The sequence below is a fragment of the Dryocola clanedunensis genome (assembly GCF_038405435.1).
In the GTDB taxonomy this organism is placed as follows: Bacteria; Pseudomonadota; Gammaproteobacteria; order Enterobacterales; family Enterobacteriaceae; genus Dryocola; species Dryocola clanedunensis_A.
The window spans coordinates 263680-287836 of the sequence record NZ_JBBYHZ010000003.1; the positions used below are offsets into that span (position 1 = coordinate 263680).

A 24157-nucleotide genomic window follows, 5' to 3' on the forward strand; every position below is an offset into this window, starting at 1 on the left:
CATGGCGATTAACTCCGTGGCGATAAAACCCCGCCTGAAAATCATGTTGTTTTTGCAGTACTTCATCTGGGGTGCCTGGCTGGTGACGCTGGGCTCTTATATGATCAACACCCTCGGTTTTAACGGGGCGGACGTGGGCATGGTCTACAGCACTAAGGGGCTGGCGGCAGTGCTGATGCCGGGGCTGGTGGGGATCATTGCCGATAAATGGCTGCCGGCAAACCGCGTGTATGCCCTGTGTCACGCGACCTGCGCGGTGATGCTGGTCTGGGCGGCCAGCGTCAGCCAGCCGGGGCTGATGTTCTGGATCATGCTCGGCAATGCGATGGCCTTTATGCCGACCATTGCGCTGTCTAACACCATCTCCTACGCCAGCCTGGAAAAGGCGGGGCTGGACACCGTTAGCCAGTTTCCGCCCATCCGCGTCTTTGGCACCCTTGGGTTTATCGCCGCGATGTGGGCGGTAAGCCTGCTGCGCCTTGAGCTGAGTAATATTCAGCTCTATATCGCGGCGGGGGCGTCTTTGGCGCTGGCGCTTTACGCTCTGACGCTGCCCACCACGCCGGTTGCCCGAGGCCAGGCATCCCGCAGCTGGGTGAGCCGCCTGGGTCTGGATGCCTTTGTGCTGTTCAGAAATCCTCGTATGGCAGTGTTTTTCCTCTTCGCCATGCTGCTGGGCGCGGTGCTGCAAATCACTAATACCTTCGGCAATCCGTTCCTGCATGACTTTGCCCGCCAGCCGGAGTTTGCCGACAGCTTCGTGGTGCGCTACCCGTCGATACTGCTGTCCGTTTCGCAGATGTCGGAAGTGGCGTTTATCCTCACCATTCCCTTTTTCCTGCGTCGCTTTGGCATTAAGCAGGTGATGTTAATGAGCATGGTCGCCTGGGTGCTGCGCTTTGCGCTCTTTGCCTGGGGTGACCCGTCGGCCTTCGGTTTTGTTCTGCTGCTGCTCTCCATGGTGGTGTACGGCTGCGCGTTCGACTTCTTTAACATCTCCGGTTCGGTGTTCGTGGAGCAGGAGGTGGATTCGCGTATCCGGGCCAGCGCGCAGGGGCTGTTTATGACCATGGTCAACGGCGTAGGGGCTTATGCGGGTGCGATACTGAGCGGTTACGTGGTGGATTATTTCACGGTAGGAGGGATCAAAGACTGGACGACGATCTGGCTGGTGTTCGCGGCTTACGCGCTGGCGCTGGCGGTTATCTTCCACTTCAGCTTCCAGTACCGGCACACCCCGAAGCTCAACTCTTCGGCACCGCTCGCACATTAGCCCCGCAGGCGTTGCATGCGCGGCGCGGGGTGGTAGCTTATGGGGCGTCCACCAACAAGGAGCCCCATGAACACTTCCCAGCGCGTCTACCGTACTGACCTGAAACTTCTGCGTTATTTTCAGGCGGTCGCCGAAGAGCTGCATTTTGGCAAAGCGGCCGTGCGGCTGAACATGTCCCAGCCGCCGCTCAGCTTCCATATCAAAGAGCTGGAATCCCAGCTGGGCACGATGCTGTTTATTCGTCATTCCCGCAGCGTGGCGTTAACGCATGCCGGGGAGGTGCTGCTTCAGGAAACCCGGCAGCTGCTGGATAACGCAACTATGGCCTTTGCCCGCGTGGAGCAAATTGGCCGCGGGGAGGGCGGCCGCATTCATCTGGGCATCGTCGGCACCGCTATCTGGGGCGGGCTGCGCCTTGCGCTGCAGCGCTTTATCACGGATTACCCGGCCATCGACATACTGTTCCGCGAAAAATCGCCGGGGGATCAGCTGGCCCTGCTGGAGCGTCACGATATCGACGCGGGCATCTGGCGCATGGAAACCAGCCCGCCAGCCGGGCTGAAAAGCGAAAAGCTCCACGAAGCCACTTTCATGGTGGCGCTGCCGGAGCAGCATCCGCTGGCAAAGCAGGCCACCGTAGAGATAGGACAGCTGCGCCACGAAGCTTTTGTCACCATGACGGCAGTCCATTCCGACTGGACGTTTCTGCAGCGGGAGTGCCGTGAGGCAGGCTTTACGCCGCGCGTGGTGCGTGAAGCGGTGGAGCCGCAAACGGTGCTGGCGCTGGTCAGCATCGGACTGGGGCTGACGATTATGGCGGACAGCTACGCGCAGATGAACTGGCCCGGCGTTGTGTTTCGCCCGCCCAGCAAGCCGATCCCGGCAGATCTCTATGCCGTCTACGATCCCGGTCAGATCACCTCGACAACAAGGCAGCTTATAGACGCGTTAAAGAAATCCCCCGACACGCTGCCCATCGTTGAAAGCGCAGGGCGGTGATATGATAGCCGGGCTGTTATTATCGGTCCGGAAACGCTGAGGTGCAGGGTGAAAATCGCCATTTTATCCCGGGATGGAACGCTTTATTCTTGTAAACGCCTGCGTGAGGCGGCGGTGCGCCGTGGCCACACGGTGGAAATTATCGATCCGCTGTCATGCTATATGAACATCAACCCGCTTTCCCCGTCGGTGCACTATAAAGGGCGCCAGCTGCCGCATTATGATGCGGTTATCCCCAGGATTGGCTCGGCCATTACGTTTTACGGTACCGCCGTGCTGCGCCAGTTTGAAATGCTGGGCAGCTATCCGCTTAATGAATCGGTGGCTATTACCCGCGCGCGGGACAAGCTTCGTTCGCTGCAGCTGCTCGCCCGCCAGGGTATTGACCTGCCGGTGACCGGGTTTGCCCACTCCCCGGACGACACCAGCGACCTGATTGATATGGTAGGCGGCGCGCCGCTGGTGGTGAAGCTCGTGGAAGGCACCCAGGGCATAGGCGTGGTGCTGGCGGAAACGCGTCAGGCGGCAGAAAGCGTGATTGATGCCTTCCGCGGCCTGAATGCCCATATCCTGGTGCAGGAATACATTAAAGAGGCGAGGGGGCGGGATATTCGCTGCCTGGTGGTAGGCAACAAGGTTGTTGCGGCCATTGAGCGGCAGGCCAAGCCCGGCGATTTTCGATCCAACCTGCACCGTGGCGGACAGGCTAACCAGGTTATGATTACCGATCGGGAGCGTGACATTGCGCTGAAAGCAGCGGCGACGCTGGGGCTGGACGTTGCCGGGGTCGATATTCTACGCGCCCATCGCGGCCCGCTGGTGATGGAGGTAAACGCCTCGCCCGGCCTGGAGGGGATTGAAAAGACGAGCGGGGTGGATATCGCCACGCTGATGATCGAATGGATTGAGCATCAGGCCCAGCCGGGCTACTGTCTGAAAACGGGCGGATAATCGACGTTAGCCGGTCATTTGAGGGGATAACCCCCGCCAAATGGACGCATAGTAATAGTATGACGCGCCGTTTTTGCGTAAGCTATGGCGCGACTTTCACCATCTCTAAGAGGCATCTGCATTTATGGATTCACTCGTTGTCCCGACGCTGGACATCTTACGCCGCTGGCTCGATGAGATCGGCGTGACTATTTTCGAGTGCGATACCTGCCAGGCGCTGCATCTGCCGCATATGCAGAATTTCGATGGGGTTTACGATGCCAAAATCGACCTGGTGGATAATATCGTGCTGTTCTCGGCGCTTGCCGAAGTGAAGCCCTCCGCGCTGCTGCCGCTGGCTTCCGACCTCTCCTCCATCAACGCCAGCTCCCTGACCGTGAAGGCCTTTCTCGACGTGCAGGACGATAACCTGCCGAAGCTGGTGGTTTGCCAGTCTCTGCAGGCTTCGGTCGGCATTACCCGCGAGCAGTTTGCCGCCTTCGTGAAGCAGAGCGAAGAGCAGATCTCGATGGTTATCCTCGAAGCGTGCGCAAATCAGCTGCTGTTTATCGCGGAAGAGGAAGAGCCGGTTGGCATAACCACGCAGGCTCACTTCCTGCACTAAACGTTGCATCGTCAGGCGCAGTGGCTGCCAGGCTCGCTGCGTTCAACGATTTTTTATCCTGCCATAAAGCACTCTCTACAGCACTATCCTCTGGTACTGCCGCCCCTCCGGGGGATCTCATAGACCACATATCCTTCAAAAATCGATAAATGACGTTTTTTTCTCTGCTCACTGTTCGCTCACGCGGGCTACAGTTATTCTTGCGGGGCTGTCACAAACGTGCAACGTCGACGGGGTTCGTCGTCCTTTTTTTACTACAGTTTGCATAGAGATGCATGATTCTTGCATGGCACGCAGCGTGGGAAGGTCACGCCTGATAACTTTTATTCAGAAGGAATGAGATATGCTCGCCAATAAAAAATGGTTGTCGGCTTTGGTCGCCGGTGCGCTGATGGCGGTTTCTGCCACCTCGTCTGCGGCAGAGCAAAAGACGCTGCACGTTTACAACTGGTCCGACTATATTGCGCCGGACACGCTGGCAAACTTCACCAAAGAGACCGGCATCAAGGTCGTTTATGACGTTTTCGATTCCAACGAGGTGCTGGAAGGCAAGCTTATGGCAGGCAGCACCGGGTACGATCTCGTGGTGCCTTCGTCGCAGTTCCTCGAGCGCCAGGCGCAGGCCGGGATCTTCCAGCCGCTCGATAAAAGCAAGCTGCCAAACTATAAAAATCTCGATCCGGAAATGCTCAAGCTGGTGGCGCAGAACGATCGCGATAACAAGTACGGCATCCCTTATATGATGGTCACCACCGGCATTGGCTATAACGTCGAAAAGGTGAAGGCCGCGCTGGGTAAAGACGCGCCGGTAAACAGCTGGGACCTTGTCTACAAGCCGGAAAATCTGGAAAAGCTGAAAAGCTGCGGCGTGTCGTTCCTTGACGCGCCAAGCGAAATCTACGCCAGCGTGCTGCACTACCTGGGTAAAGATCCCAACAGTTCCGATCCGAAAGATTACACCGGAGCGGCGAACGACCTGCTGATGAAGCTGCGTCCGTTTATCCGCTACTTCCACTCCTCCCAGTACATCAACGATCTGGCGAACGGCGACATCTGCGTGGCGATTGGCTGGTCCGGCGACATCCTGCAGGCGGCTAACCGGGCGAAAGAGGCAAAAAATGGCGTGGATATTGCTTATACCATTCCGAAGGAGGGGGCGATGGTCTACTTCGATATGTTCGCGATGCCAGCCGACGCGAAGAATAAAGAAGAGGCGTATCAGTTCCTTAACTACCTTATGAAGCCGGACGTGGTGGCCAATATCAGCAACCACGTCTATTACGCGAACGCGAACAAAGAGGCCACGCCTTTGCTGAACGCGGAAGTGCGGGACAACCCGGGCATTTATCCTCCTGCGGACGTCCGTGCGAAGCTCTTCACACAATCCGTTCTTTCGCCGAAAGTCGACCGCGTGATCACCCGTTCGTGGACTAAAGTTAAGACCGGGAAATAAGTAAATCTGCTAACCACTTAGCGCGGTTTGCAACGGGGGGCTGCACCCTGATGGTGCGGCTGCCCCAATACGGGCGCGGGCTTCGGCTCGCGTCGCGTCATTAGTACGGCAACCGGGCCGTACCCTTATCTGCTTTTGCCGGAGAGCAACATAATTGAACGACGCAATTCCCCGCCCGCAGGCGAAGACGCGCAGGGCGCTCAAGCCGCTGCTGGAAATCCGCAACCTGACCAGGTCTTTCGACGGGCAGCACGCCGTGGACGACGTCAGCCTGACCATTTATAAAGGCGAAATTTTTGCGCTGCTCGGGCCATCCGGCTGCGGCAAGTCGACGCTGCTGCGCATGCTGGCGGGTTTCGAGCCGCCCAGCGCCGGGCAAATTATGCTGGACGGCGTGGATCTCTCCCACGTGCCGCCTTACCAGCGGCCAATCAATATGATGTTTCAGTCCTACGCGCTGTTCCCGCACATGACCGTTGAGCAGAACATTGCCTTTGGCCTGAAGCAGGACAAGCTGCCGAAGGCGGAAATCACCCAGCGCGTGCAGGAGATGCTTGCCCTGGTGCATATGCAGGAGTTTGCCAGACGTAAGCCCCACCAGCTTTCCGGCGGCCAGCGGCAGCGCGTGGCCCTGGCGCGAAGCCTGGCGAAGCGCCCGAAGCTTCTGCTGCTTGATGAGCCTATGGGCGCGCTGGATAAAAAATTGCGTGACCGCATGCAGCTGGAGGTGGTGGATATCCTCGAGCGCGTCGGGGCGACCTGCGTTATGGTGACGCACGATCAGGAAGAAGCGATGACCATGGCCGGCCGTATCGCCATTATGAACCGCGGCAAGTTCGTGCAAATCGGCGAGCCGGAAGAGATTTACGAGCACCCGTCGACCCGTTACAGCGCCGAGTTTATCGGCTCGGTAAACGTCTTTGAGGGGCTGCTGAAATCCCGTGAAGCAGACGGTCTGGTGATAGACAGCCCGGGGTTAATCCACCCGCTGAAAGTAGATCCGGATACGTCCGTGGTCGACAACGTGCCGGTGTACGTCGCGCTGCGCCCTGAGAAGGTCATGCTCTGCGACGAGCCGCCCGCGGACGGCTTCAACTTTGCGGTGGGCGAAGTGGTGCACATTGCCTACCTGGGCGATCTCTCGATTTATCACGTGCGCCTGAAAAGCGGGCAGATGATCAGCTCACAGATGCAGAACGATCGCCGCTTCCGCAAAGGCGCGCCGACCTGGGGCGATGAAGTCCGCCTGTGCTGGGACGCGGACAGCTGCGTGGTTCTGACGGTTTAGGGGGCACCATGAGTCTGATTACCGAACGTCCGGCCATGCCGCCCGCCAGCGGGTTTAAAGCCTGGCTTGCGCGCATGCAGATGAAGCATGGCCGCAAGCTGGTGATAGCCCTGCCGTACCTGTGGCTGATCCTGCTGTTTATGCTGCCGTTTCTCATCGTTTTTAAAATCAGCTTTGCCGAGATGGCGCGCGCCATACCGCCGTACACGGATTTGGCGACCTGGGCGGACGATCGGCTCGAGATAGCCCTGAACTTTGCCAACTACTTCCAGCTGACGGACGATCCGCTCTACGCGGAGGCGTATTTGCAGTCGCTTCAGGTTGCCGGTATCTCAACGCTTTGCTGCCTGGCGATGGGCTATCCGCTCGCCTGGGCGATAGCGCACAGCAAGCCCTCTACGCGGAATATCCTGCTGCTGCTGGTGATCCTGCCTTCGTGGACGTCGTTTCTGATCCGCGTTTACGCCTGGATGGGCATTCTGAAAAACAACGGTGTGCTGAACAACGTGCTGATATGGCTGGGGGTTATCGATCAGCCGCTGACCATTCTGCATACCAATCTCGCGGTGTATATCGGCATCGTCTATGCCTATCTGCCGTTTATGGTGCTGCCGATTTACACCGCGCTGACGCGCATCGACTATTCGCTGGTGGAGGCTTCTATGGATTTAGGGGCCCGCCCGCTTAAGACATTTTTCAGCGTCATCGTGCCGCTGACCAAAGGCGGAATTATCGCCGGGTCGATGCTGGTGTTTATTCCTGCGGTAGGGGAATTTGTCATCCCGGAGCTGCTCGGCGGGCCGGACAGCATTATGATTGGCCGCGTCCTGTGGCAGGAGTTCTTTAATAACCGCGACTGGCCGGTGGCTTCGGGCGTCGCCATTGTCATGCTGCTGCTGCTGATCGTGCCGATCATGTGGTTCCACAAGTACCAGAATAAAATGACGGGGGATCACGCATGAATAACCTGCCGGTTGTGCGCTCTCCGTGGCGCATTCTGATCCTGATTATCGGCTTTACCTTCCTGTATGCGCCGATGCTGATGCTGGTTGTCTATTCGTTCAACAGCTCAAAGCTGGTGACGGTCTGGGCAGGCTGGTCCACCCGCTGGTACGTGGCGCTGTTCCAGGACTCCGCAATGATGAACGCCGTGGGGCTAAGCCTGACGATAGCGGCGGCGGCGGCCACTATGGCCGTGGTGCTGGGGACCATAGCCGCCGTGGTGATGGTTCGCTTTGGTACTTTCCGGGGATCGACGGGCTTTGCTTTTATGCTTACCGCGCCGCTGGTTATGCCGGACGTCATCACCGGCCTGTCTTTGCTGCTGCTTTTTGTGGCGCTGGGGCACGCTATCGGCTGGCCGAGCGACCGCGGCATGCTGACTATCTGGCTTGCGCACGTGACGTTCTGTACCGCCTATGTTGCCGTGGTTATCAGCTCGCGCCTGAGAGAGCTCGATCGCTCAATCGAAGAGGCGGCCATGGATCTGGGGGCGACGCCGCTAAAAGTCTTCTTTGTCATCACCGTACCGATGATCGCCCCGGCGATTATCTCCGGCTGGCTGCTGGCCTTTACGCTCTCGCTGGACGATTTAGTGATTGCGAGTTTCGTCTCGGGGCCCGGCGCGACAACGCTGCCGATGCTGGTATTTTCCAGCGTGCGCATGGGCGTTAATCCAGAAATAAATGCTCTGGCCTCAATTATTCTTGGCGTTGTCGGTATAATAGGGCTAATAGCATGGTGGTTTATGGCGCGAGCAGAAAAGCAGCGGCTGCGCGATATCCAGCGTGCAAGGCGTAGCTGAAACGCTTAAAATCTGTAATCATTATTGCCTCCAGTGCCGCCGTTTTGCGGCACTGTGTCGTATGGAACGCGAGGTTAAGCAAATTTTCAGGAACCGACGTAATAACCAGGCCAAATTAAACGTCCCTACGCTTGTCGCAGTGGCGGCTATCGCTATTCTTTCGACCCGGCTGCTGGACCTGCTGATGCTGCTAAACCTGCTCGGCGTGCGGGGCATACTGGATTTTGTTCACCGCAGCGTGCAGACCTGGCCGCTGACGCTGATTTTCTTCGGCAGCCTGGTGATGCTGTGCGTCGAGGTGCGCTGCGCGTTCGTGATTCTGAAAGGCCGCAGCTGGGGACGCTGGCTGTTTCTGGCTACGCAGGTGATTTCGGTCGGCTACCTGTGGACCGCTTCCCTGGGCTGGGGCTATCCCGAACTGTTCAGTATTCCCGGTGAGTCAAAGCGCGAGATTTTTCGCTCCCTGATGACCCAGAAGCTGCCGGACCTGCTGGTGCTTTTCCTGCTTTTTGTTCCCTCTCGCAGCAGGCTTTTTTTCAAACTTCAGTAAGCGCGTGGTGGTACACTCTGCGCTCCTCCGTTTCAGGATTTCATTATGCATTGCGCGCTTTATCAGGCCGGTCGCTGCCGTTCCTGCCAGTGGATTGAACAGCCGGTCACCGATCAGCTCACCGCGAAGATGAACGATCTTCAGCTATTGCTGAAGGATACGGCGGTTAAAGGGTGGTGTGATCCGGTCAGCGGTCCTGAGCAAGCGTTTCGTAATAAAGCCAAAATGGTCGTCAGCGGCAGCGTGGAAAAACCGCTGCTGGGCATGCTGCATCGCGACGGCACGCCTGAAGACTTAACCGACTGTCCGCTTTATCCCGCCTCTTTCCAGGCCGTATTTACCGCGCTTAAACCTTTTATTGCCCGCGCCGGGCTGACGCCTTACAACGTCTCGCGCAAGCGCGGCGAGCTGAAGTATCTGCTGCTGACGGAAAGCCAGCTGGACGGCGGCCTGATGCTGCGCTTTGTCCTGCGCTCCGAAGCCAAGCTTGAGCAGCTGCGCGCCGCGCTGCCGTGGCTGCAACAGCAGCTTCCACAGCTGAAGGTTATCTCCGCGAATATCCAGCCGGTGCATATGGCAATTATGGAAGGAGAGCAGGAGATACCGTTAAGCGAACAGCGGGCGCTTGAAGAGCGCTTCAACGGCGTGCCGCTGTATATCCGTCCGCAAAGCTTCTTCCAGACCAACCCGACGGTAGCCGCCTCGCTGTATGCGACGGCCCGCGACTGGGTCAGTGCGCTGCCGGTAAAGCACATGTGGGATCTGTTCTGCGGCGTGGGCGGCTTTGGCCTGCACTGCGCAACGCCTGAGATGAAGCTGACGGGGATTGAAATTTCGCCGGAGGCTATCGCCAGCGCGCGCCAGTCGGCGGACAGGCTGGGGCTAAAAGACATTCATTTTCAGGCTCTGGACTCTACCCGGTTCGCGACAGAGCAGAGCGACATGCCAGACCTGGTGCTGGTGAATCCGCCGCGTCGCGGCATTGGTCAGGCGCTGTGCTACTTCCTCAACAATATGGCCCCCCAGCACATCATCTATTCAAGCTGTAATGCTCAGACCATGGCCCGGGATATCGCCTCGCTTTCCGGCTACCGGGTTGAGCGCGTGCAGCTCTTCGATATGTTCCCGCATACCGCGCACTACGAAGTATTGGTGCTGCTGGTGAAGGTAGCCTGAATGTTCTGCAGATGCCGGATGGCGCTACGCTTATCCGACTTATGTTTTGAAGGCGGATGAGCAGCGCGTCATCCGCCGTTAGCTAATTTTTACTGCGGGAACCACTGCTGGCTGATCTTCTGGTACGTTCCGTCGGCTTTAATGGCCGCCAGCGCGTCATTCAGTTTTTTCAACAGAGCCTTATTATCCGGACGCACCGCAATGCCCAGGCCGGTGCCGAAGTACTGCGGGTCGGTAACGTGCTCGCCCACCGTGCCCAGCTGCGGATTGGTTTTCAGCCACTCGTTGACCACGGCGGTATCGCCGAACACCCCGTCAAGACGGCCATTTTTCAGATCGATAATCGCGTTCTGGTAGCTGTCATAAGAGACGGTTTTAATCTCCGGGTGCTTATCCTGAAGGTATTTCTGGTGCGTGGTGCCGTTCTCCATCCCGATACGCTTGCCCTTCAGCTCATCCAGCGACTTAAACGCGCCTTTTTTGGCAATAACCACGGCGGAGTTGGCGTAATACGGATCGGTGAAGGCAACCTGCTTGCTGCGCTCGGGGGTAATGTCCATACCCGAAATAACGGCATCGTACTTGCGGAACTTCAGCGACGGGATGAGGCTGTCGAAGGCGTGGTTGGTAAAGGTACAGTCGGCCTGCATCTGTTTGCATAATGCTTTGGCGAGATCGATATCAAACCCGACGATCTGGCTGCTGGCGTCCAGCGATTCAAAAGGTGGATAGGTCGCCGAGGAACCGAAGCTGATTTTATCTGCGGCGGCGGCGCTGAATGCGGTTGTTGCGAACATGGCGGCCAAAAATAACTTCTTCATAGGTGCTGCTCCCGTCTGTCGTGTTGTTATGAAATCGTCGTTTCCCGACGTCAGATAACTTTGCCAGCATGTGAATTTATATGCAATAAAATTGTATATTTATATTCACCGGAATAATAAAAAGGCGGGGAAGCCCCCGCCTTATTTCACCGTTTAACTTCGCCGTTCAAACGCCAGCGCCCGGCGTTCTATCAGCCGCATCAGCAGCGTCAGAATACCGTTGACCACCAGATAGACCAGCCCCGCTGCGCCAAACACCATGACGTCGTAGGTACGGCCATACAGCAGCTGGCCGTAGCCCATCACTTCCATCAGCGTAATGGTGTAGGCCAGAGAGGTACTTTTGAACACCAGCACCACTTCGTTAGAGTAGGAAGAGAGGGCGCGCTTAAATGCATAAGGCAGCAAAATCGCCAGCGTGTCTTTCTTGCTCATCCCCAGCGCGCCGCAGGACTGCCACTGGCCTTCCGGGATGGCGCGAATCGCACCATAGAACAGCTGCGTGGTGTAGGCGGCGCTGTTCAGCGACAGGGCAATCAGCGCGCACAGCCACGGCTCGGAGAGCAGGTGCCACAGCGCCGGGTAGTTCTGAATCGAAGGGAACTGGCCCGGCCCGTAGTAAATCAGGAAGATCTGCACCAGCAGCGGCGTGCCGGTGAACAGTGTGATATACGCACGGACGATATACACCAGCACCGGCGTTTTCAGCGTCAGGATAATGGTGAAAATCAGCGCCAGAATCAGCGCCACCACGATGGAGGCAGCGGTCAGCGTCAGGCTGGTGTGCAGCCCTTTCATCAGCTCCGGTAAATACTCAAGCATCAGCCCGGTCTCCTTTCAAAGCGAGTGGCGCGCAGATCGATACGCTTAAGGATGTACTGGCTGAGCAGGGTAATCACCAGGTAGATAGCGGCGGCAATCACGTACCAGGTAAACGGCTCCTGGGTACGGGTCGCAATACTTTTGGTTTGCAGCATCAGGTCGTTCACGCTGATAAGTGACACCAGCGCGGTATCCTTCAGCAGCACCAGCCACTGGTTTCCCAGGCCGGGGAGCGCGTGACGCCACATCTGCGGCATCACCAGGCGGAAGAAGATAGCGACTTTCGACAGCCCCAGCGCCTGGCCGGATTCCCACTGCCCGACGGGCACCGCTTTTAACGCGCCGCGCAGCGTCTGCGAAGCGTAGGCGGAATAGAGCAGGGAGAGGGCGATAACGCCACACAGGAACGGGCTGACGTCGAAGTTCTCGATCTGCATCTGAACGGGAATTTCGGCAAACCCAAGGTTCAGGGTAAAGCCGTCCGACAGGGTCAGCAGCAGCTGAGAAGAGCCGAAGTAGATAAAGAGGACGACCAGAATTTCAGGCAGCCCGCGCAGCACGGTGACCAGCGCGGAGCCGACCCATGCTACGGGACGCCAGCTGGCGGACTCCCAGACGGCAAAGATCATCGCCAGCGCAAGGCCGATGATCAGTGCACAAACGGCAAGGCCGACGGTCATCCCGGCGGCGCTTGCTAATGGAAAAATTTCGTTCATTCAGGCGGCTTACTTCTGGAACCATTTTTTGTAGATGGTCTCGTAGGTCCCATCCTGCTTCACTTTGGCGAGGGCGGTGTTGAACTTCGCCTGCAGGTCAGTGTTGCCCTGACGAACCGCGATGCCCAGACCGGTGCCGAAGTAGCCCTTATCCGTCACTTTGTCACCAATAGGTGCCAGTTTCGGCTCGGCTTTCAGCCATTCGGTCACTACTGCCGTGTCGCCGAATACCGCATCAATACGCCCATTTTGCAGATCCAGCTTCGCGTTCTGGTAGCTGTCGTAAGGGACGGTGGTGATTTCCGGATGTTTATCCATGATGAACTTCTGATGCGTGGTGCCGTTCTGCACGCCAACTTTCTTGCCTTTCAGGGCGGCGATATCGGCAACTTTGCCTTTCTGGCCCACGAAGAGCGCGGAGTTGTCATAGTACGGGCTGCTGAACAGCACCTGCTTTTCACGCTCAGGCGTGATGTCCATACCGGCCATGACCGCGTCGATACGGCGGAATTTCAGGCTTGGGATCAGGCTGTCAAAAGACTGGTTAGAGAAGGTGCAGGTCGCCTCCATCTCTTTACACAGGGCGTTAGCCAGATCGACATCGAAACCAACGATTTTGTTGCTGGCGTCCATGGATTCAAACGGAGGGTAAGACGCTTCGGTGGCAAAACGAATGGTTTGTGCCGCCGTGGCGCTCAGGCTCAAACCGGCAAGCAATGTGGCAAGCAGAACTTTTTTCATTGTCATTTTCCCGTTCAACATCAGTGTGATAAATAGAATTTAAACGCATCGGTCTGTGGATTAGCAAAGCAGCTCGCGTCGCCCTGTTCCACGATATGGCCATTTTCCATATACACCACGCGGCTGGCGGTTTTACGCGCCACTTCCACTTCGTGCGTAACAATGACCTGAGTAATGTTGGTTTCTGCCAGTTCGCGAATGATGCTGACGATCTGCGCGGTGATCTCGGGATCGAGCGCGGCGGTTGGCTCATCAAACAGCAGGATCTGCGGCTCCATCATCAGCGCACGGGCAATCGCCACGCGCTGCTGTTGACCACCTGACAGGTGCAGCGGATAGCGATCCATGTACGGTTTCAGGCGCAGGCGTTCGAGAAGCTTATCGGCACGGGCGCGCGCCCGATCTTTGCTTAACCCCAGCACGCGGCAGGGCGCTTCGATCAGGTTCTGCACCACGGTCAGGTGCGGCCACAGGTTGTACTGCTGGAACACCATGCCGACGTTCTGACGCAGTTCGCGAATCGCCTTATCGCCGGGCGCTTTCACGAAGTCGAAATGATTACCCGCAATGTTGAGCTGGCCGGATTTCGGCATCTCAAGCAGGTTAAGTACGCGCAGCAGCGAGCTTTTGCCCGCTCCGCTTGGCCCAAGCAGCACCAGCGTTTCGCCATGCGGGCACTCAAGGGTGATATCGAACAGCGCCTGATGCGCGCCGTAAAAGCAGTTTATGCCGTTTAGTTGAATGCTCATTCGTTGCGGGTTACATAGCAATTGAGGCCGCAAAGATTACCTTTAACAGAATAGTTATGCAATCTTTGTGCGTGAAAACTTAAAAACAACCGGGATCTACACTTAAAAGTAGCACAAAATAGCGGGGCGCGATGGGGGTAAGAATAAATGTCGGCGTTATGCATAAACTCCAGACTATTTATAGGGGTTATGAATTTAACCCCTTTTCAGATGCGGCGGCGTGTCGATCAGTTGGTTTCAATGGCCTGGCGGAGGGTGCCGGAAGGCGCATGGCTGTTGTTGCCCAGATAACGCACGTCGTCCACGGCCCAGCACTGGCCTTCGCGGATCATCAGCACTTCATCCTGCCAGTTAACGCTACCTTTGCTCAGGTTCACGCGCAGCGGAATGTTGCGTGCATCGGTGTTCGGAATGGTGGAGGCAGAAGCGACGTCAGCCGTGTCAGCCCCGTCCGCGCTGCTGGAGAAGATATTGCCGCGCATAAAGGCATTTTGCGCATTCGGGGAGGCGCTGGCTTTCTGCAGGTCCTGAGCGAGGGCATCGCTGAGGTACGGACGCATCCCGGTCAGCGCGGCGGTACCCTGCGCTTTATGGGCAATCTGGTAGTCATAAAACTTCTGCGCCACGGTATCCGGGCCGCCCTCAATGCACGAGCCGCTGCGGGTGCCAATGTCTTTGTAAGCAGGAGTCACCGTCGTACAGGCCGAGAGAAGCATGGCGCACGGCAGAAGAACCAAAACGGAGCTGCGCATTTTTATTTCCTTATTTTTAGCTGGAGGTCTACCTTAGCATAGCGTATCGCTGTCAAAATGCGTGGCAGGCCGTGCGCTAAGATATTGATCCAAAGAGAGGAGAAGGTAATGCAATTTACGACAACCCCGACCCTGGAAGGGCAGAACATCACGGAATACTGCGGAGTGGTCACCGGGGAGGCTATTCTGGGGGCCAATATTTTCAGAGATTTCTTTGCGGGCGTGCGCGATATCGTGGGGGGCCGCTCTGGTGCCTACGAAAAAGAGCTGCGTAAAGCGCGTGAAATCGCGTTTCGCGAACTTCAGGAGCAGGCCGAAAGCCTGGGGGCCAATGCCGTCGTCGGTATAGATATCGATTACGAAACCGTGGGTAAAGACAGCAGCATGCTGATGGTCAGCATTACCGGCACCGCAGTGAAAACCCGCTGATGAAAAGCCGTATTGCCGCGCTGCTGGTCGCCCTGCTGCTGGCGGGCTGCGCCAGCAACAAGGAGAGCGTCGAAAAGGTCATCGTCGATAAGGGCAGCTATAAAATCGACGCCAGCCGTCGGGCGCAGGCGGCATATCCCCGCGTGAAAGCGTTGGTTATTCACTATACTGCCGATGATTTCCAGAGTTCGTTGAGCACGCTTACCGGTGCCAATGTCAGTTCGCACTATCTGATTCCCGACACGCCTCCGCTGTCCGGCGGCAAGCCGGTTATCTGGCAGCTGGTACCCGAAAGCGAGCTGGCCTGGCATGCAGGCGTCAGCTTCTGGCGGGGCGCTACGCGCATCAACGATACCTCTATTGGTATTGAGCTGGAAAACACGGGGTTTACGCGCCACGGCAGGGTAAAACAGTTTTACCCGTTTAACGCCCCGCAGGTCGAGGTGCTGGAAAAGCTGGCGAAAGACATTATCGCGCGCTATCACATCGCCCCGCAGAACGTGGTGGCGCATGGTGATATCGCTCCCCAGCGCAAGGTGGATCCGGGTCCTCTCTTCCCCTGGCAGCAGCTGGCGGAAAAGGGCATCGGCGCCTGGCCGGATGCAGCACGCGTAGCCTTTTATCTGAACGGGCGGGATCCGTACTCCCCGGTGGATACCGCAAGCCTGCTGGATTTACTGTCGCGCTATGGTTATCAGGTGAACAGGGGAATGACGAAGGCAGAGCAGCGTAGGGTGATTAGCGCCTTCCAGATGCATTTCCGCCCGGCGCTGTATAACGGCGTGGCGGATGCGCAAAGTCAGGCGATTGCCGAGGCGCTGCTGGAGAAATACGGGCAGGGCTGAGATCAGCCCTTATGACGGTGCAGCGTACCGTGGTCTTTCAGCCACAGCGCGGTACGGCGAATACCTTCATCCAGGGAGACGACGGGCTGGTAACCCAGCTCCGTTTCTGCCCTTGTCGTATCCAGCGTTAAATCGAAGTTCAGCTTAGAGACCCCGTAGTGCGTCAGCGCCGGTTCACGGGACTCTTTATTGCCAAATTTTTCCATGCCGCGAGCGATGATATCCAGCATCGGGTAGGGCACGGAGCGAATACGGCACTCAATATCCAGCTCATCAATCAGCTTCTGTACGATGGTGCGCAGCGGGCGCGCTTCCATGTTGGTGATGTTGTAGGCTCGCCCCGACGGCAGGTTATCCTGACCGGTTGCCAGCCACATCGCATGTACGGCATTTTCCAGATACGTCATATCTACCAGCGCGTCTCCCCCACGCGGCAGCAGTACGCTGCCATAGTGGCGCATCATCTGCACCAGGCGCGGGAAGAAAACTTTATCGTGCGGGCCGAACAGGCTTTGCGGACGCAAAATAGTGAAGCGCGTGTGCGGGTTGGCCTGCGACAGCAGCTGGATCACCTCTTCGCTGGCGGCTTTGCTGCGGGCGAATTCGTTGGCGAAGCGGACCGGGCGAAAATCCTCGCTGATGTTGCGGTGGTGGTGGTAATCAAAATAGAGCGACGGGGAGGAGATGTGAATGAAGTTGCGCACGCCCCAGGCCACGGCCCATTCGCCCAGGCGGCGCGTGGCGCGCACGTTAGCCAGGTCAAAGGCCTGCTGGGTTCCCCACGGCGAGGTAAAGCTCGAGCAGTGCCAGAGCGTGTCGACATCAGCCAGCATCACTTTCGCCTGCGAGGAGACGAGCTCCGTCAGGTCGGCATGGACAAACTCTGCGCCCATTTTTTGCAGCAGCTTGCCCATGGCCTCGTTGCGGCCCGTGGCCCGCACGCTGATGCCTTTGGCCCGCAGATATTCGACCGCGTTTCGGCCTAAACCGCTGGTGGCGCCCGTGACCAGTACCTTCATGTCGACCAACTCATTTTGATTGAGATTAACGCTGCGCATTTTTCCGTGAAACGGCAGCGCTTGCAATGAATAAAAGAGTAAGAGTAGTAAGAATAAGAACTAACGATGGCCTTTGTGCGAAGATTGTTCGGCTAATTTTACAATTCTCCGCGCCATTCCCTTAAAAATGAACAGGTGGGCGGGGATCATCACGAGCCAGTAGAACAGCCCGGCGGTGCCGTGCGGATGCCACCATGCCCTGACGTCCAGCGTTCGCTTATCGCCTTTATCATTCAGCGTGAAAGTCAGCCTGCCAAGCCCCGGCGCCTTCATGCCGAACAGCAGCGCCAGCTCCTTCTGCGGTTCGACAATAATGACTTTCCAGCTGTCCACCGTATCGCCGACCTCAAGCATCGGGTTAGCCGGGCGGCCCTTCGCCAGCCGGTGGCCAATCAGCAAATCCATAAACGCGCGGGTTTTCCAGAGCGCGTTGCCAAAGAAATAGCCCTCTTTGCCCCCCAGTTGGTTTACCACTTCCCAGACGGCCGCAAGGCTGGCGCTGGTTTCTTCGGTGCAGCCCGCCTGCTTCGGGAAGAAGCCGTACTCGGGACGCCAGCGGGCGTAGGCCTGGGCGTCGTATCCCCAGTCCTGGGAATTGGCTAATTTATGCTCGTCGGCAAGGGTTGCGCGCACCGCGTCGTCGAATGAGATGAGCCGCTGCGGGATCAGCTCTCGCAGCTCACGATCGTCCGCCAGCAGATCGTGCTTAAGCCCCTGGATCAGCGCCTTCGCGGTCGTTGGCGGCACGGAGGTGATCACATTCAGAAACCAGACGGAGATCCAGCTGGTGGGCAGCGGCACCGGGATCAAAGGGCGGCGGCGTCCGCCGATCGCCATGAACTTTTCAAACTGCTGCTGGTAGCTGAGCACCTCCGGCCCGGCGGCCTCAAACAGCCTGTTTTCCGGCGAAGGATGCTTTAACAGCGTTACCAGGTAATAAAGAAGATTTTCCAGCGCGATGGGGGTAGTTCGCGAGCGCACCCAGCGCGGCGGCGTCAGGACAGGCAGGTTATAGACCATGTCGCGCATCACTTCAAAGGCCGCTGAACCAGCGCCGATGATAATTCCGGCGCGCAGTTCGGTAAGCGGCACCCCGGAATCCCGCAGGATATCCGCTGTAAGCTGGCGGGCGCGCAGGTGGTCAGAGCTTTGATCGCCGTCGGGCGCCTGGAGCGAGCTTAAGAAGATAATCTGTTTTACGGGCTGCCCGGCGAGCGCGTCGCGTAGATTTAGCGCCGCCTGCCGTTCATGGGCCACGAAGTCCGGCCCGTCGCCCATGCTGTGCACCAGATAGTAGAGGGTATCCACGCCCGCGAGCAGCTCGGGGAGGTGGTGTGGCCACTGTAAATCCACGTGGCGGCACTCGACGCCCGGCCATCGCTGCTTCTTCAGCCACTCCACGCGGCGGGCAGCGGCCACAACCTGATGCCCTGCCTCAACCAGCTTCGGCACCAGATGTTGCCCAATGTACCCGCTTGCGCCAAGTACGAGAATTTTTTGCGGCTGCGTCATCTTCCCTGACTCCCTTTTCAGCGTTGTGCGAAGGCGCGCCAGTGGTTAACCACTTCGGCGAGCTGCTCGCGGCTGACATCAATGTGGGTGACAAGACGGGTCACGGGTCCCGCGCTCATCAGCACGCCGCGCTCGCGCATAAACTTGCCGAGGCTTTGGGCTTCTTCCGCCGGTACGCGCACGAAGACCATATTGGTATCCTGGCGGCTGACGTCGACGCCGATTTCACGCAGCTCACCTGCCAGCCAGTGGGCGTTGGCATGGTCTTCTTTCAGCCGCTGGACGTTATTCTCCAGTGCGTACAGCCCTGCCGCCGCCAGAATTCCCGCCTGGCGCATCCCGCCGCCAACCATTTTACGCCAGCGAATAGCGCGCTTTATGTAGTCGTGGCTGCCCACGAGCAGTGAACCCACCGGCGTTCCGAGGCCTTTTGACAGGCAAATGGTGAAGGAGTCGCAGTAGCGCACAACTTCTTCCAGCGTGCAGCCATACTCAACCACGGCGTTAAAAATACGCGCGCCATCGATGTGCAATGCCAGGTTGTGGTTGCGGGTGAATTCCCACGCCTGCTGGAAATATTCGCGTGGCAGCACCTTGCCGTTGTGGGTATTTTCAAGGCTAAGTAACTTTGTGCGGGCGAAGTGGATGTCGTCCGGTTTGATTTTTGCCGCGACTTTATCCAGCGGCAGCGTGCCGTCCTGATTGGCCTCGATGGGCTGAGGCTGGATGCTGCCCAGTACGGCGGCACCGCCAGCCTCGTAGAGATAATTATGCGCCAGCTGACCGACGATATACTCCTCGCCGCGCTCGCAGTGGCTGAGCAGGGCAACGAGGTTGGCCTGCGTGCCGGTTGGCAAAAACAGAGCGGCTTCTTTACCGCTGATTTTCGCGGCATACGCCTGCAGTTCGTTGACCGTCGGGTCATCACCGTAGACGTCATCGCCGGTTGGCGCGGCCATCATACGTTCGAGCATGGCACTGGAAGGGCGGGTTACGGTGTCGCTGCGCAGATCTATCACGGTAGATTCCTGAAAAAGTTAATAATATAGGGCGGATAGCTAAGTGTTATCCGCCGCAGGATTTTGTGTGGTATAGGTGGACGGCGCTTACGCTAATCCACCCTACAGCACTTATCTATATCCACAGTAACCCTATGTTTTACCGGAACCAGTTGGTTTTCGCCAGCTCCAGCACCTCATCTCCCCGTCCGCTGATGATGGCGCGCAGCATATAAAGGCTGAAACCTTTAGCCTGTTCGAGTTTGATCTGCGGTGGAATAGCGAGTTCGTCTTTGGCGACCACGACGTCTACCAGCACCGGGCCGTCAATGCTGAAGGCGCGCTGTAAGGCGCTATCCAGCTCGGCCGGATCTTCAACCCTGATGCCGGTGATGCCGCAGGCGTTGGCGATATTCGCGAAGTTGGTGCTGTGCAGATCGGTGCCGTCCGTCAGATAGCCACCGGCCTTCATTTCCATCGCCACAAAGCCAAGCACGCTGTTGTTAAAGACGACGATTTTGATCGGCAGCTTCATCTGCACCACGGAAAGAAAATCACCCATCAGCATGCTGAATCCGCCGTCGCCGCACATGGCGACTACCTGGCGGTCCGGCGCGGTGGCTTTCGCCCCAAGCGCCTGCGGCATCGCGTTCGCCATGGAGCCGTGGGTAAAGGAGCCGAGCAGACGGCGCCTGCCGTTCATTTTCAGATAGCGCGCGGCCCAGACGGTCGGCGTGCCCACGTCGCAGGTGAAAATCGCGTCCTCATCGGCGTACTTGCTGATTTGCTGGGCGACGTACTGGGGATGAATAAGTTTGCCATCGCCGGGTTTGGCCAGCTCGTCCAGCCCTTCGCGCGCTTCACGATAGTTATCCAGCGCCTTATCAAGGAAGCTGCGGTCGGTTTTCTCTTCCAGCAGCGGGAGGAGCGCCGCGAGCGTGGCTTTAATATCGCCAACCAGCGCCATATCCACCTTGCTGTGCGCCCCGATGCTGCCGGGGTTGATATCAATCTGAATAATTTTCGCATCCGTTGGGTAGAAGGCGCGATACGGGAACTGGGTGCCGAGCAGGATCAGCGTGTCGGCGTTCATCATGGTGTGGAAGCCGGAGGAGAAGCCGATCAGCCCGGTCATGCCGACATCATAAGGATTGTCATACTCGACGTGCTCTTTGCCGCGCAGGGCGTGAACGATCGGCGCTTTTAGCGTGGCGGCAAACTGGATTAACTCTTCGTGCGCGCCCGCGCAGCCGCTGCCGCACATCAGCGCAATATTGTCGTTATAGCGTAAGAGCTGGGCGAGCTTTTGCAGCTCCTGATGGGCAGGCACGGTCACCGGCTGCGGTGCAGGGTACCAGTGGGTGCTGGCGGTTTCAGGGGCGGGTTTTAACGCCACGTCGCCCGGAATAACCACTACGGAAACGCCACGGTTGAGCACGGCTTTACGCATGGCAATGGCCAGCACCTGCGGGATTTGTTCCGGGGATGACACCAGTTCGCAGTAGTGGCTGCATTCGCGGAACAGCTCTTCAGGGTGCGTTTCCTGGAAGTAGCCGCTGCCGATTTCGCTTGAGGGAATATGGGCGGCGATAGCCAGCACCGGCACGCGGTTGCGGTGGCAGTCGAAAAGGCCGTTAATTAAGTGCAGGTTGCCCGGGCCGCACGATCCGGCGCAGACCGCCAGTTCGCCCGTAATATGGGCTTCTGCGCCTGCGGCAAAGGCAGCAACTTCTTCATGACGCGTCGGCATCCATTCAATGGTGCCCATCTTGTTAAGGCTATCGCTGATGCCGTTGAGGGAATCCCCGGTGACGCCCCAGATGCGTTTCACACCCGCGCTTTCGAGTGTTTTTGTCAGATAGGTGGCTACGTTCTGTTTCATCGTTTCTCCTTGTCACGATTCAGTTACCGTTAACAAGCTTAGTCAATGAAAAGGAGGTGACCGTGCAGAAAGTGCCACCCGTGACGGGTGGCATGATGAAGATCAGGCGAGGACTAAATCACTTTGTGGATGGCAGGAGCAGGCCAGAACGTAGCCGCTGGCGATTTCGGCTTCGGTGAGCGTCATGGTGCTGCTGACCGTGTAATCGCCGGACTCGACCCTGGTTTTGCAGCTGCCGCATACGCCCGCGCGGCAGGCGGCATTTACCGGCACGCTGTTGCTTTCCAGCGCGGCCAGCAGCGTGGTGCCAGCCGGAGCGTAGAACTCACGCATCGGTTTAAGGGTGGTAAATTTCAGACCACTCTCAGCGGGTGCGGCCACGGGAGTGAAGAATTTCTCCTGATAAAACGCAGTCACGCCCAGCGCCTTCACCTCTTTTTCAACCAGATCCATATAAGGTGCAGGGCCGCAGGTCATGACCGTGCGGGAGGCGATATCGGGAACGGCGGCAAGAAGCTCACGCGTTAAGCGTCCGGCGATGAAGCCGTGTGCCGCATTATTTTCGGCCACTAGGGTAACCGGATAGTGACGCCACTCGTCGGCAAAGATGACGTCCTCCGGGGAACGCACGTTATAAATCACCTGCACGTCCGCCTGCGGGCGATGTTTTGCCAGCCAGCGGCGCATCGACATAACCGGCGTCACCCCGCAGCCTGCGGCCATCAGCAGATAGCGGTCGGTAGTTAGCGGCTCGCAGGTGAACTCCCCCTGGCCCTCCGACAGCCATAAGTAATCACCCACTTTCACTTCCTGAGTCAGCCAGCCTGAGCCTGCACCCCCTTCGATGCGGCGTACGGTCAGCGTCACAAACGGGCTGAGGCCCGGCGTCGAGGAAAGGGTATACGCGCGCACCGTTTCATCGCTGTTGCGAATACTTACTAACGCGTACTGCCCGGCCCGGTAAGGGTAGAAGTCGTGGTTGATTAACGACAGCGTCCAGACGTCCGGCGTTTCCTGATGAATGTGATGCACCTGCATGCGGTACGGGCACAGCGGCGTAGGCATAGTCATGGCGGCTCCTTATGCGCTCATCAGCTCTTTGATGTCCTGCTCAACGGTGGTGATGGCGCGCAGGCCAAACTTCTCGTTGAGAACCGCCAGCAGGTTTGGCGTCAGGAAGCCCGGCGCGGTCGGCCCGGTGACGATGTTGGTGACGCCCAGCGACAGCAGGGTCAGCAGAATAACAATCGCCTTTTGTTCGAACCAGGAGAGCACCAGGCTCAGCGGCAGGTCGTTAACGCCGCAGCCGAGCTTCTCTGCGAGGGTGACCGCCAGAATAATCGCCGAGTAGGCATCGTTGCACTGGCCCGCATCCACCAGGCGCGGCAGCCCTTCAATGTCGCCGAAGTCGAGCTTGTTGAAGCGGTATTTGCCGCAGGCAAGGGTCAGGATCAGGCAGTCTTTCGGCACGCTGGTGGCAAAATCCGTGAAGTAGCTGCGCTCGCCGCGTTCGCCGTCGCAGCCGCCAACCAGGAAGATGTGGCGCAGCTTTTCGCGGCTGACTAAATCAATCAGCGTGTCGGCCGCGCCCAGCAGAGTCTGGCGGCCAAAGCCGACGGTGATCAGATGTTCAATTTCGCTGTACGGGAAGCCCGCCATCTGCTGCGCCTGGGCAATCACCGGGGCGAAATCGTCCCCTTCGAGATGGCTGACGCCCGGCCAGCCGACGATGCTGCGCGTCCAGATGCGGTCGGTATAGGAGCCGACTTCCGGGTTAATAATGCAGTTTGAGGTCATCACTACCGGCCCGGGGAAGCGGGCGAATTCGCTCTGCTGATTCTGCCAGCCGCTGCCGTAGTTACCCACCAGGTGTTTGAATTTACGCAGTTCCGGGTAGCCATGGGCGGGCAGCATCTCACCGTGGGTGAAGACGTTAACGCCGGTGCCTTCGGTCTGCTCCAGCAGGTTGTAGAGATCTTTAAGATCGTGACCGGAAATCAGAATGCATTTGCCCGCCACCGGGCGAACGTTCACCTGGGACGGCGTCGGGTGGCCGTATTTAGTGGTTTCGCCCTGGTCGAGAATGCTCATCACCTGGAAGTTCATCTGGCCGATTTCCATGGAGCAGTCGAGCAGCGCGCCCATGTCCGCAGGCCAGGTGCCGAGCCACGCCATGATTTTGTGGTACTGGCCGTAGATATCGTTGTCATACTGGCCCAGCACGTGGGCGTGTTCCATATAGGCCGCCGCGCCTTTCAGACCGTACAGGCACAGCAGGCGCAGGCCAAGAATGTCTTCGCCGATTTCCGCTTTATCGCGGTTCGGCGCAAAGTCTGCCGCCTGGCGCTGGAGCTCGCCCAAATCGCTGCTGACCAGCTGCAGATCCGCCATCGGATTGTCGACCACAGCGTCCGGCTTAACCGCCAGCGTGCGCGCCTTGAGGCTGCCGCGCAGCGCGATGGCTTCGCGGGCGTAGCCAACGATGCGAGGGGAGTCGAAGTTGACGTTAGTAAGGGTCGAGAAAAAGGCGCGCGGCGCGAAGCTGTCAACCTCGTGGTCGATAATGCCCACGTTTCGTGCGGCAACGGCCCAGGCCGAGAGGCCCTGAAGGGCGGCAATCAGCAGATCCTGCAGGTCTGAAGTTTCGGCGGTTTTGCCACACATCCCCTGAGCGTAGGCGCAGCCGTTACCCGCCGGGGTGCGGATAGTTTGTTCACATTGCACACAAAACATG

General features: G+C 58.1%; 24 protein-coding genes. 12 read left to right on the top strand and 12 right to left on the bottom strand.

All coding sequences use genetic code 11. The features are described 5' to 3' along the window. Positions 1 to 16 precede the first annotated feature (16 nt). The 10 genes from AAE045_RS08870 to rlmC all read left to right on the top strand — a co-directional run bounded on the left by AAE045_RS08870 (position 17) and on the right by rlmC (position 10098). Positions 17 to 1273, top strand: a complete 1257-nt coding sequence (locus tag AAE045_RS08870) for a nucleoside permease (protein ID WP_455547666.1) — start codon at positions 17 to 19, stop codon at positions 1271 to 1273. A 66-nt stretch (positions 1274 to 1339) separates the two neighbouring features. Further along, complete coding sequence (locus tag AAE045_RS08875; protein ID WP_455547397.1) at positions 1340 to 2272, top strand: LysR family transcriptional regulator; 933 nt, start codon at positions 1340 to 1342, stop codon at positions 2270 to 2272. A gap of 48 nt (positions 2273 to 2320) precedes the next feature. Further along, positions 2321 to 3223, top strand: coding sequence for a 30S ribosomal protein S6--L-glutamate ligase (gene rimK / locus AAE045_RS08880; protein ID WP_455547398.1), 903 nt, complete (start codon positions 2321 to 2323; stop codon positions 3221 to 3223). A 124-nt stretch (positions 3224 to 3347) separates the two neighbouring features. Beyond that, the gene (locus tag AAE045_RS08885; protein WP_202302795.1) at positions 3348 to 3827 is read left to right on the top strand and encodes a YbjN domain-containing protein; all 480 of its coding nucleotides are present in this window, start codon (positions 3348 to 3350) and stop codon (positions 3825 to 3827) included. Positions 3828 to 4170: 343 nt separating this feature from the next. Further along, positions 4171 to 5280, top strand: coding sequence for a type 2 periplasmic-binding domain-containing protein (potF, locus tag AAE045_RS08890; protein ID WP_455427554.1), 1110 nt, complete (start codon positions 4171 to 4173; stop codon positions 5278 to 5280). 154 nt (positions 5281 to 5434) lie between these two features. Then, positions 5435 to 6568, top strand: coding sequence for a putrescine ABC transporter ATP-binding subunit PotG (gene potG, locus AAE045_RS08895; protein WP_455547399.1), 1134 nt, complete (start codon positions 5435 to 5437; stop codon positions 6566 to 6568). Between the two features lie 8 nt (positions 6569 to 6576). Then, a complete protein-coding gene (potH, locus tag AAE045_RS08900; RefSeq protein WP_455547400.1) occupies positions 6577 to 7530 on the top strand; it encodes a putrescine ABC transporter permease PotH in 954 nt (317 codons plus the stop codon). Continuing rightward, positions 7527 to 8372 (top strand): putrescine ABC transporter permease PotI, encoded by an 846-nt coding sequence (potI, locus tag AAE045_RS08905; RefSeq protein ID WP_455547401.1) that lies wholly within the window; start codon positions 7527 to 7529, stop codon positions 8370 to 8372. The genes potH and potI overlap by 4 nt, the downstream gene beginning before the upstream one ends. A gap of 61 nt (positions 8373 to 8433) precedes the next feature. Beyond that, positions 8434 to 8922, top strand: coding sequence for a YbjO family protein (locus tag AAE045_RS08910; protein WP_455547402.1), 489 nt, complete (start codon positions 8434 to 8436; stop codon positions 8920 to 8922). 45 nt (positions 8923 to 8967) lie between these two features. After that, entirely contained in the window at positions 8968 to 10098 is a 1131-nt protein-coding gene (rlmC, locus tag AAE045_RS08915; RefSeq protein WP_455547403.1) for a 23S rRNA (uracil(747)-C(5))-methyltransferase RlmC, read from the top strand. Between the two features lie 89 nt (positions 10099 to 10187). On the opposite strand, the gene artJ is transcribed toward rlmC, so the two are convergent. The 6 genes from artJ to AAE045_RS08945 form a co-directional block, all read right to left on the bottom strand. After that, a complete protein-coding gene (gene artJ / locus AAE045_RS08920) occupies positions 10188 to 10919 on the bottom strand; it encodes an arginine ABC transporter substrate-binding protein ArtJ (RefSeq protein ID WP_455547404.1) in 732 nt (243 codons plus the stop codon). 153 nt (positions 10920 to 11072) lie between these two features. Next, the gene (gene artM, locus AAE045_RS08925; protein ID WP_455427561.1) at positions 11073 to 11741 is read right to left on the bottom strand and encodes an arginine ABC transporter permease ArtM; all 669 of its coding nucleotides are present in this window, start codon (positions 11739 to 11741) and stop codon (positions 11073 to 11075) included. Next, positions 11741 to 12457: an arginine ABC transporter permease ArtQ gene (gene artQ, locus AAE045_RS08930; protein WP_455547405.1), complete on the bottom strand. Its 717-nt coding sequence runs from the start codon at positions 12455 to 12457 to the stop codon at positions 11741 to 11743. Before artQ ends, artM begins: the two co-directional genes overlap by 1 nt. Before the next feature lie 9 nt (positions 12458 to 12466). Beyond that, positions 12467 to 13198: an arginine ABC transporter substrate-binding protein ArtI gene (gene artI, locus AAE045_RS08935; protein WP_202302778.1), complete on the bottom strand. Its 732-nt coding sequence runs from the start codon at positions 13196 to 13198 to the stop codon at positions 12467 to 12469. A gap of 20 nt (positions 13199 to 13218) precedes the next feature. Then, positions 13219 to 13947 (bottom strand): arginine ABC transporter ATP-binding protein ArtP, encoded by a 729-nt coding sequence (gene artP, locus AAE045_RS08940; RefSeq protein WP_455427564.1) that lies wholly within the window; start codon positions 13945 to 13947, stop codon positions 13219 to 13221. 227 nt (positions 13948 to 14174) lie between these two features. Next, positions 14175 to 14699, bottom strand: coding sequence for a lipoprotein (locus AAE045_RS08945; RefSeq protein ID WP_455547406.1), 525 nt, complete (start codon positions 14697 to 14699; stop codon positions 14175 to 14177). A 108-nt stretch (positions 14700 to 14807) separates the two neighbouring features. Between AAE045_RS08945 and AAE045_RS08950 the strand changes: the two genes are divergently transcribed. Both AAE045_RS08950 and AAE045_RS08955 read left to right on the top strand, forming a co-directional pair. Further along, positions 14808 to 15128 carry a heavy metal-binding domain-containing protein gene (locus AAE045_RS08950; RefSeq protein ID WP_455547407.1) on the top strand — a complete coding sequence of 107 codons (321 nt, stop codon included), beginning with the start codon at positions 14808 to 14810 and terminating at the stop codon, positions 15126 to 15128. After that, a complete protein-coding gene (locus AAE045_RS08955) occupies positions 15128 to 15973 on the top strand; it encodes an N-acetylmuramoyl-L-alanine amidase (protein ID WP_455547408.1) in 846 nt (281 codons plus the stop codon). The genes AAE045_RS08950 and AAE045_RS08955 overlap by 1 nt, the downstream gene beginning before the upstream one ends. 2 nt (positions 15974 to 15975) lie before the next feature. Here the strand turns inward: AAE045_RS08955 and AAE045_RS08960 are convergent, their stop codons facing one another. From AAE045_RS08960 to hcp, 6 genes are all read right to left on the bottom strand, one after another. Further along, the gene (locus AAE045_RS08960; RefSeq protein ID WP_455547409.1) at positions 15976 to 16992 is read right to left on the bottom strand and encodes an NAD-dependent epimerase/dehydratase family protein; all 1017 of its coding nucleotides are present in this window, start codon (positions 16990 to 16992) and stop codon (positions 15976 to 15978) included. A gap of 99 nt (positions 16993 to 17091) precedes the next feature. After that, positions 17092 to 18543, bottom strand: a complete 1452-nt coding sequence (locus AAE045_RS08965; protein WP_455547410.1) for a DUF2867 domain-containing protein — start codon at positions 18541 to 18543, stop codon at positions 17092 to 17094. 17 nt (positions 18544 to 18560) lie between these two features. Further along, the gene (gene ltaE, locus AAE045_RS08970; protein ID WP_455547411.1) at positions 18561 to 19562 is read right to left on the bottom strand and encodes a low-specificity L-threonine aldolase; all 1002 of its coding nucleotides are present in this window, start codon (positions 19560 to 19562) and stop codon (positions 18561 to 18563) included. A 139-nt stretch (positions 19563 to 19701) separates the two neighbouring features. Then, positions 19702 to 21423, bottom strand: coding sequence for a ubiquinone-dependent pyruvate dehydrogenase (poxB, locus tag AAE045_RS08975; protein WP_455547412.1), 1722 nt, complete (start codon positions 21421 to 21423; stop codon positions 19702 to 19704). Between the two features lie 102 nt (positions 21424 to 21525). Then, positions 21526 to 22494: an NADH oxidoreductase gene (gene hcr, locus AAE045_RS08980; protein WP_455547413.1), complete on the bottom strand. Its 969-nt coding sequence runs from the start codon at positions 22492 to 22494 to the stop codon at positions 21526 to 21528. Positions 22495 to 22503: 9 nt separating this feature from the next. Continuing rightward, complete coding sequence (hcp, locus tag AAE045_RS08985; RefSeq protein ID WP_455547414.1) at positions 22504 to 24156, bottom strand: hydroxylamine reductase; 1653 nt, start codon at positions 24154 to 24156, stop codon at positions 22504 to 22506. Between the last annotated feature and the right edge of the window lies 1 nt (position 24157).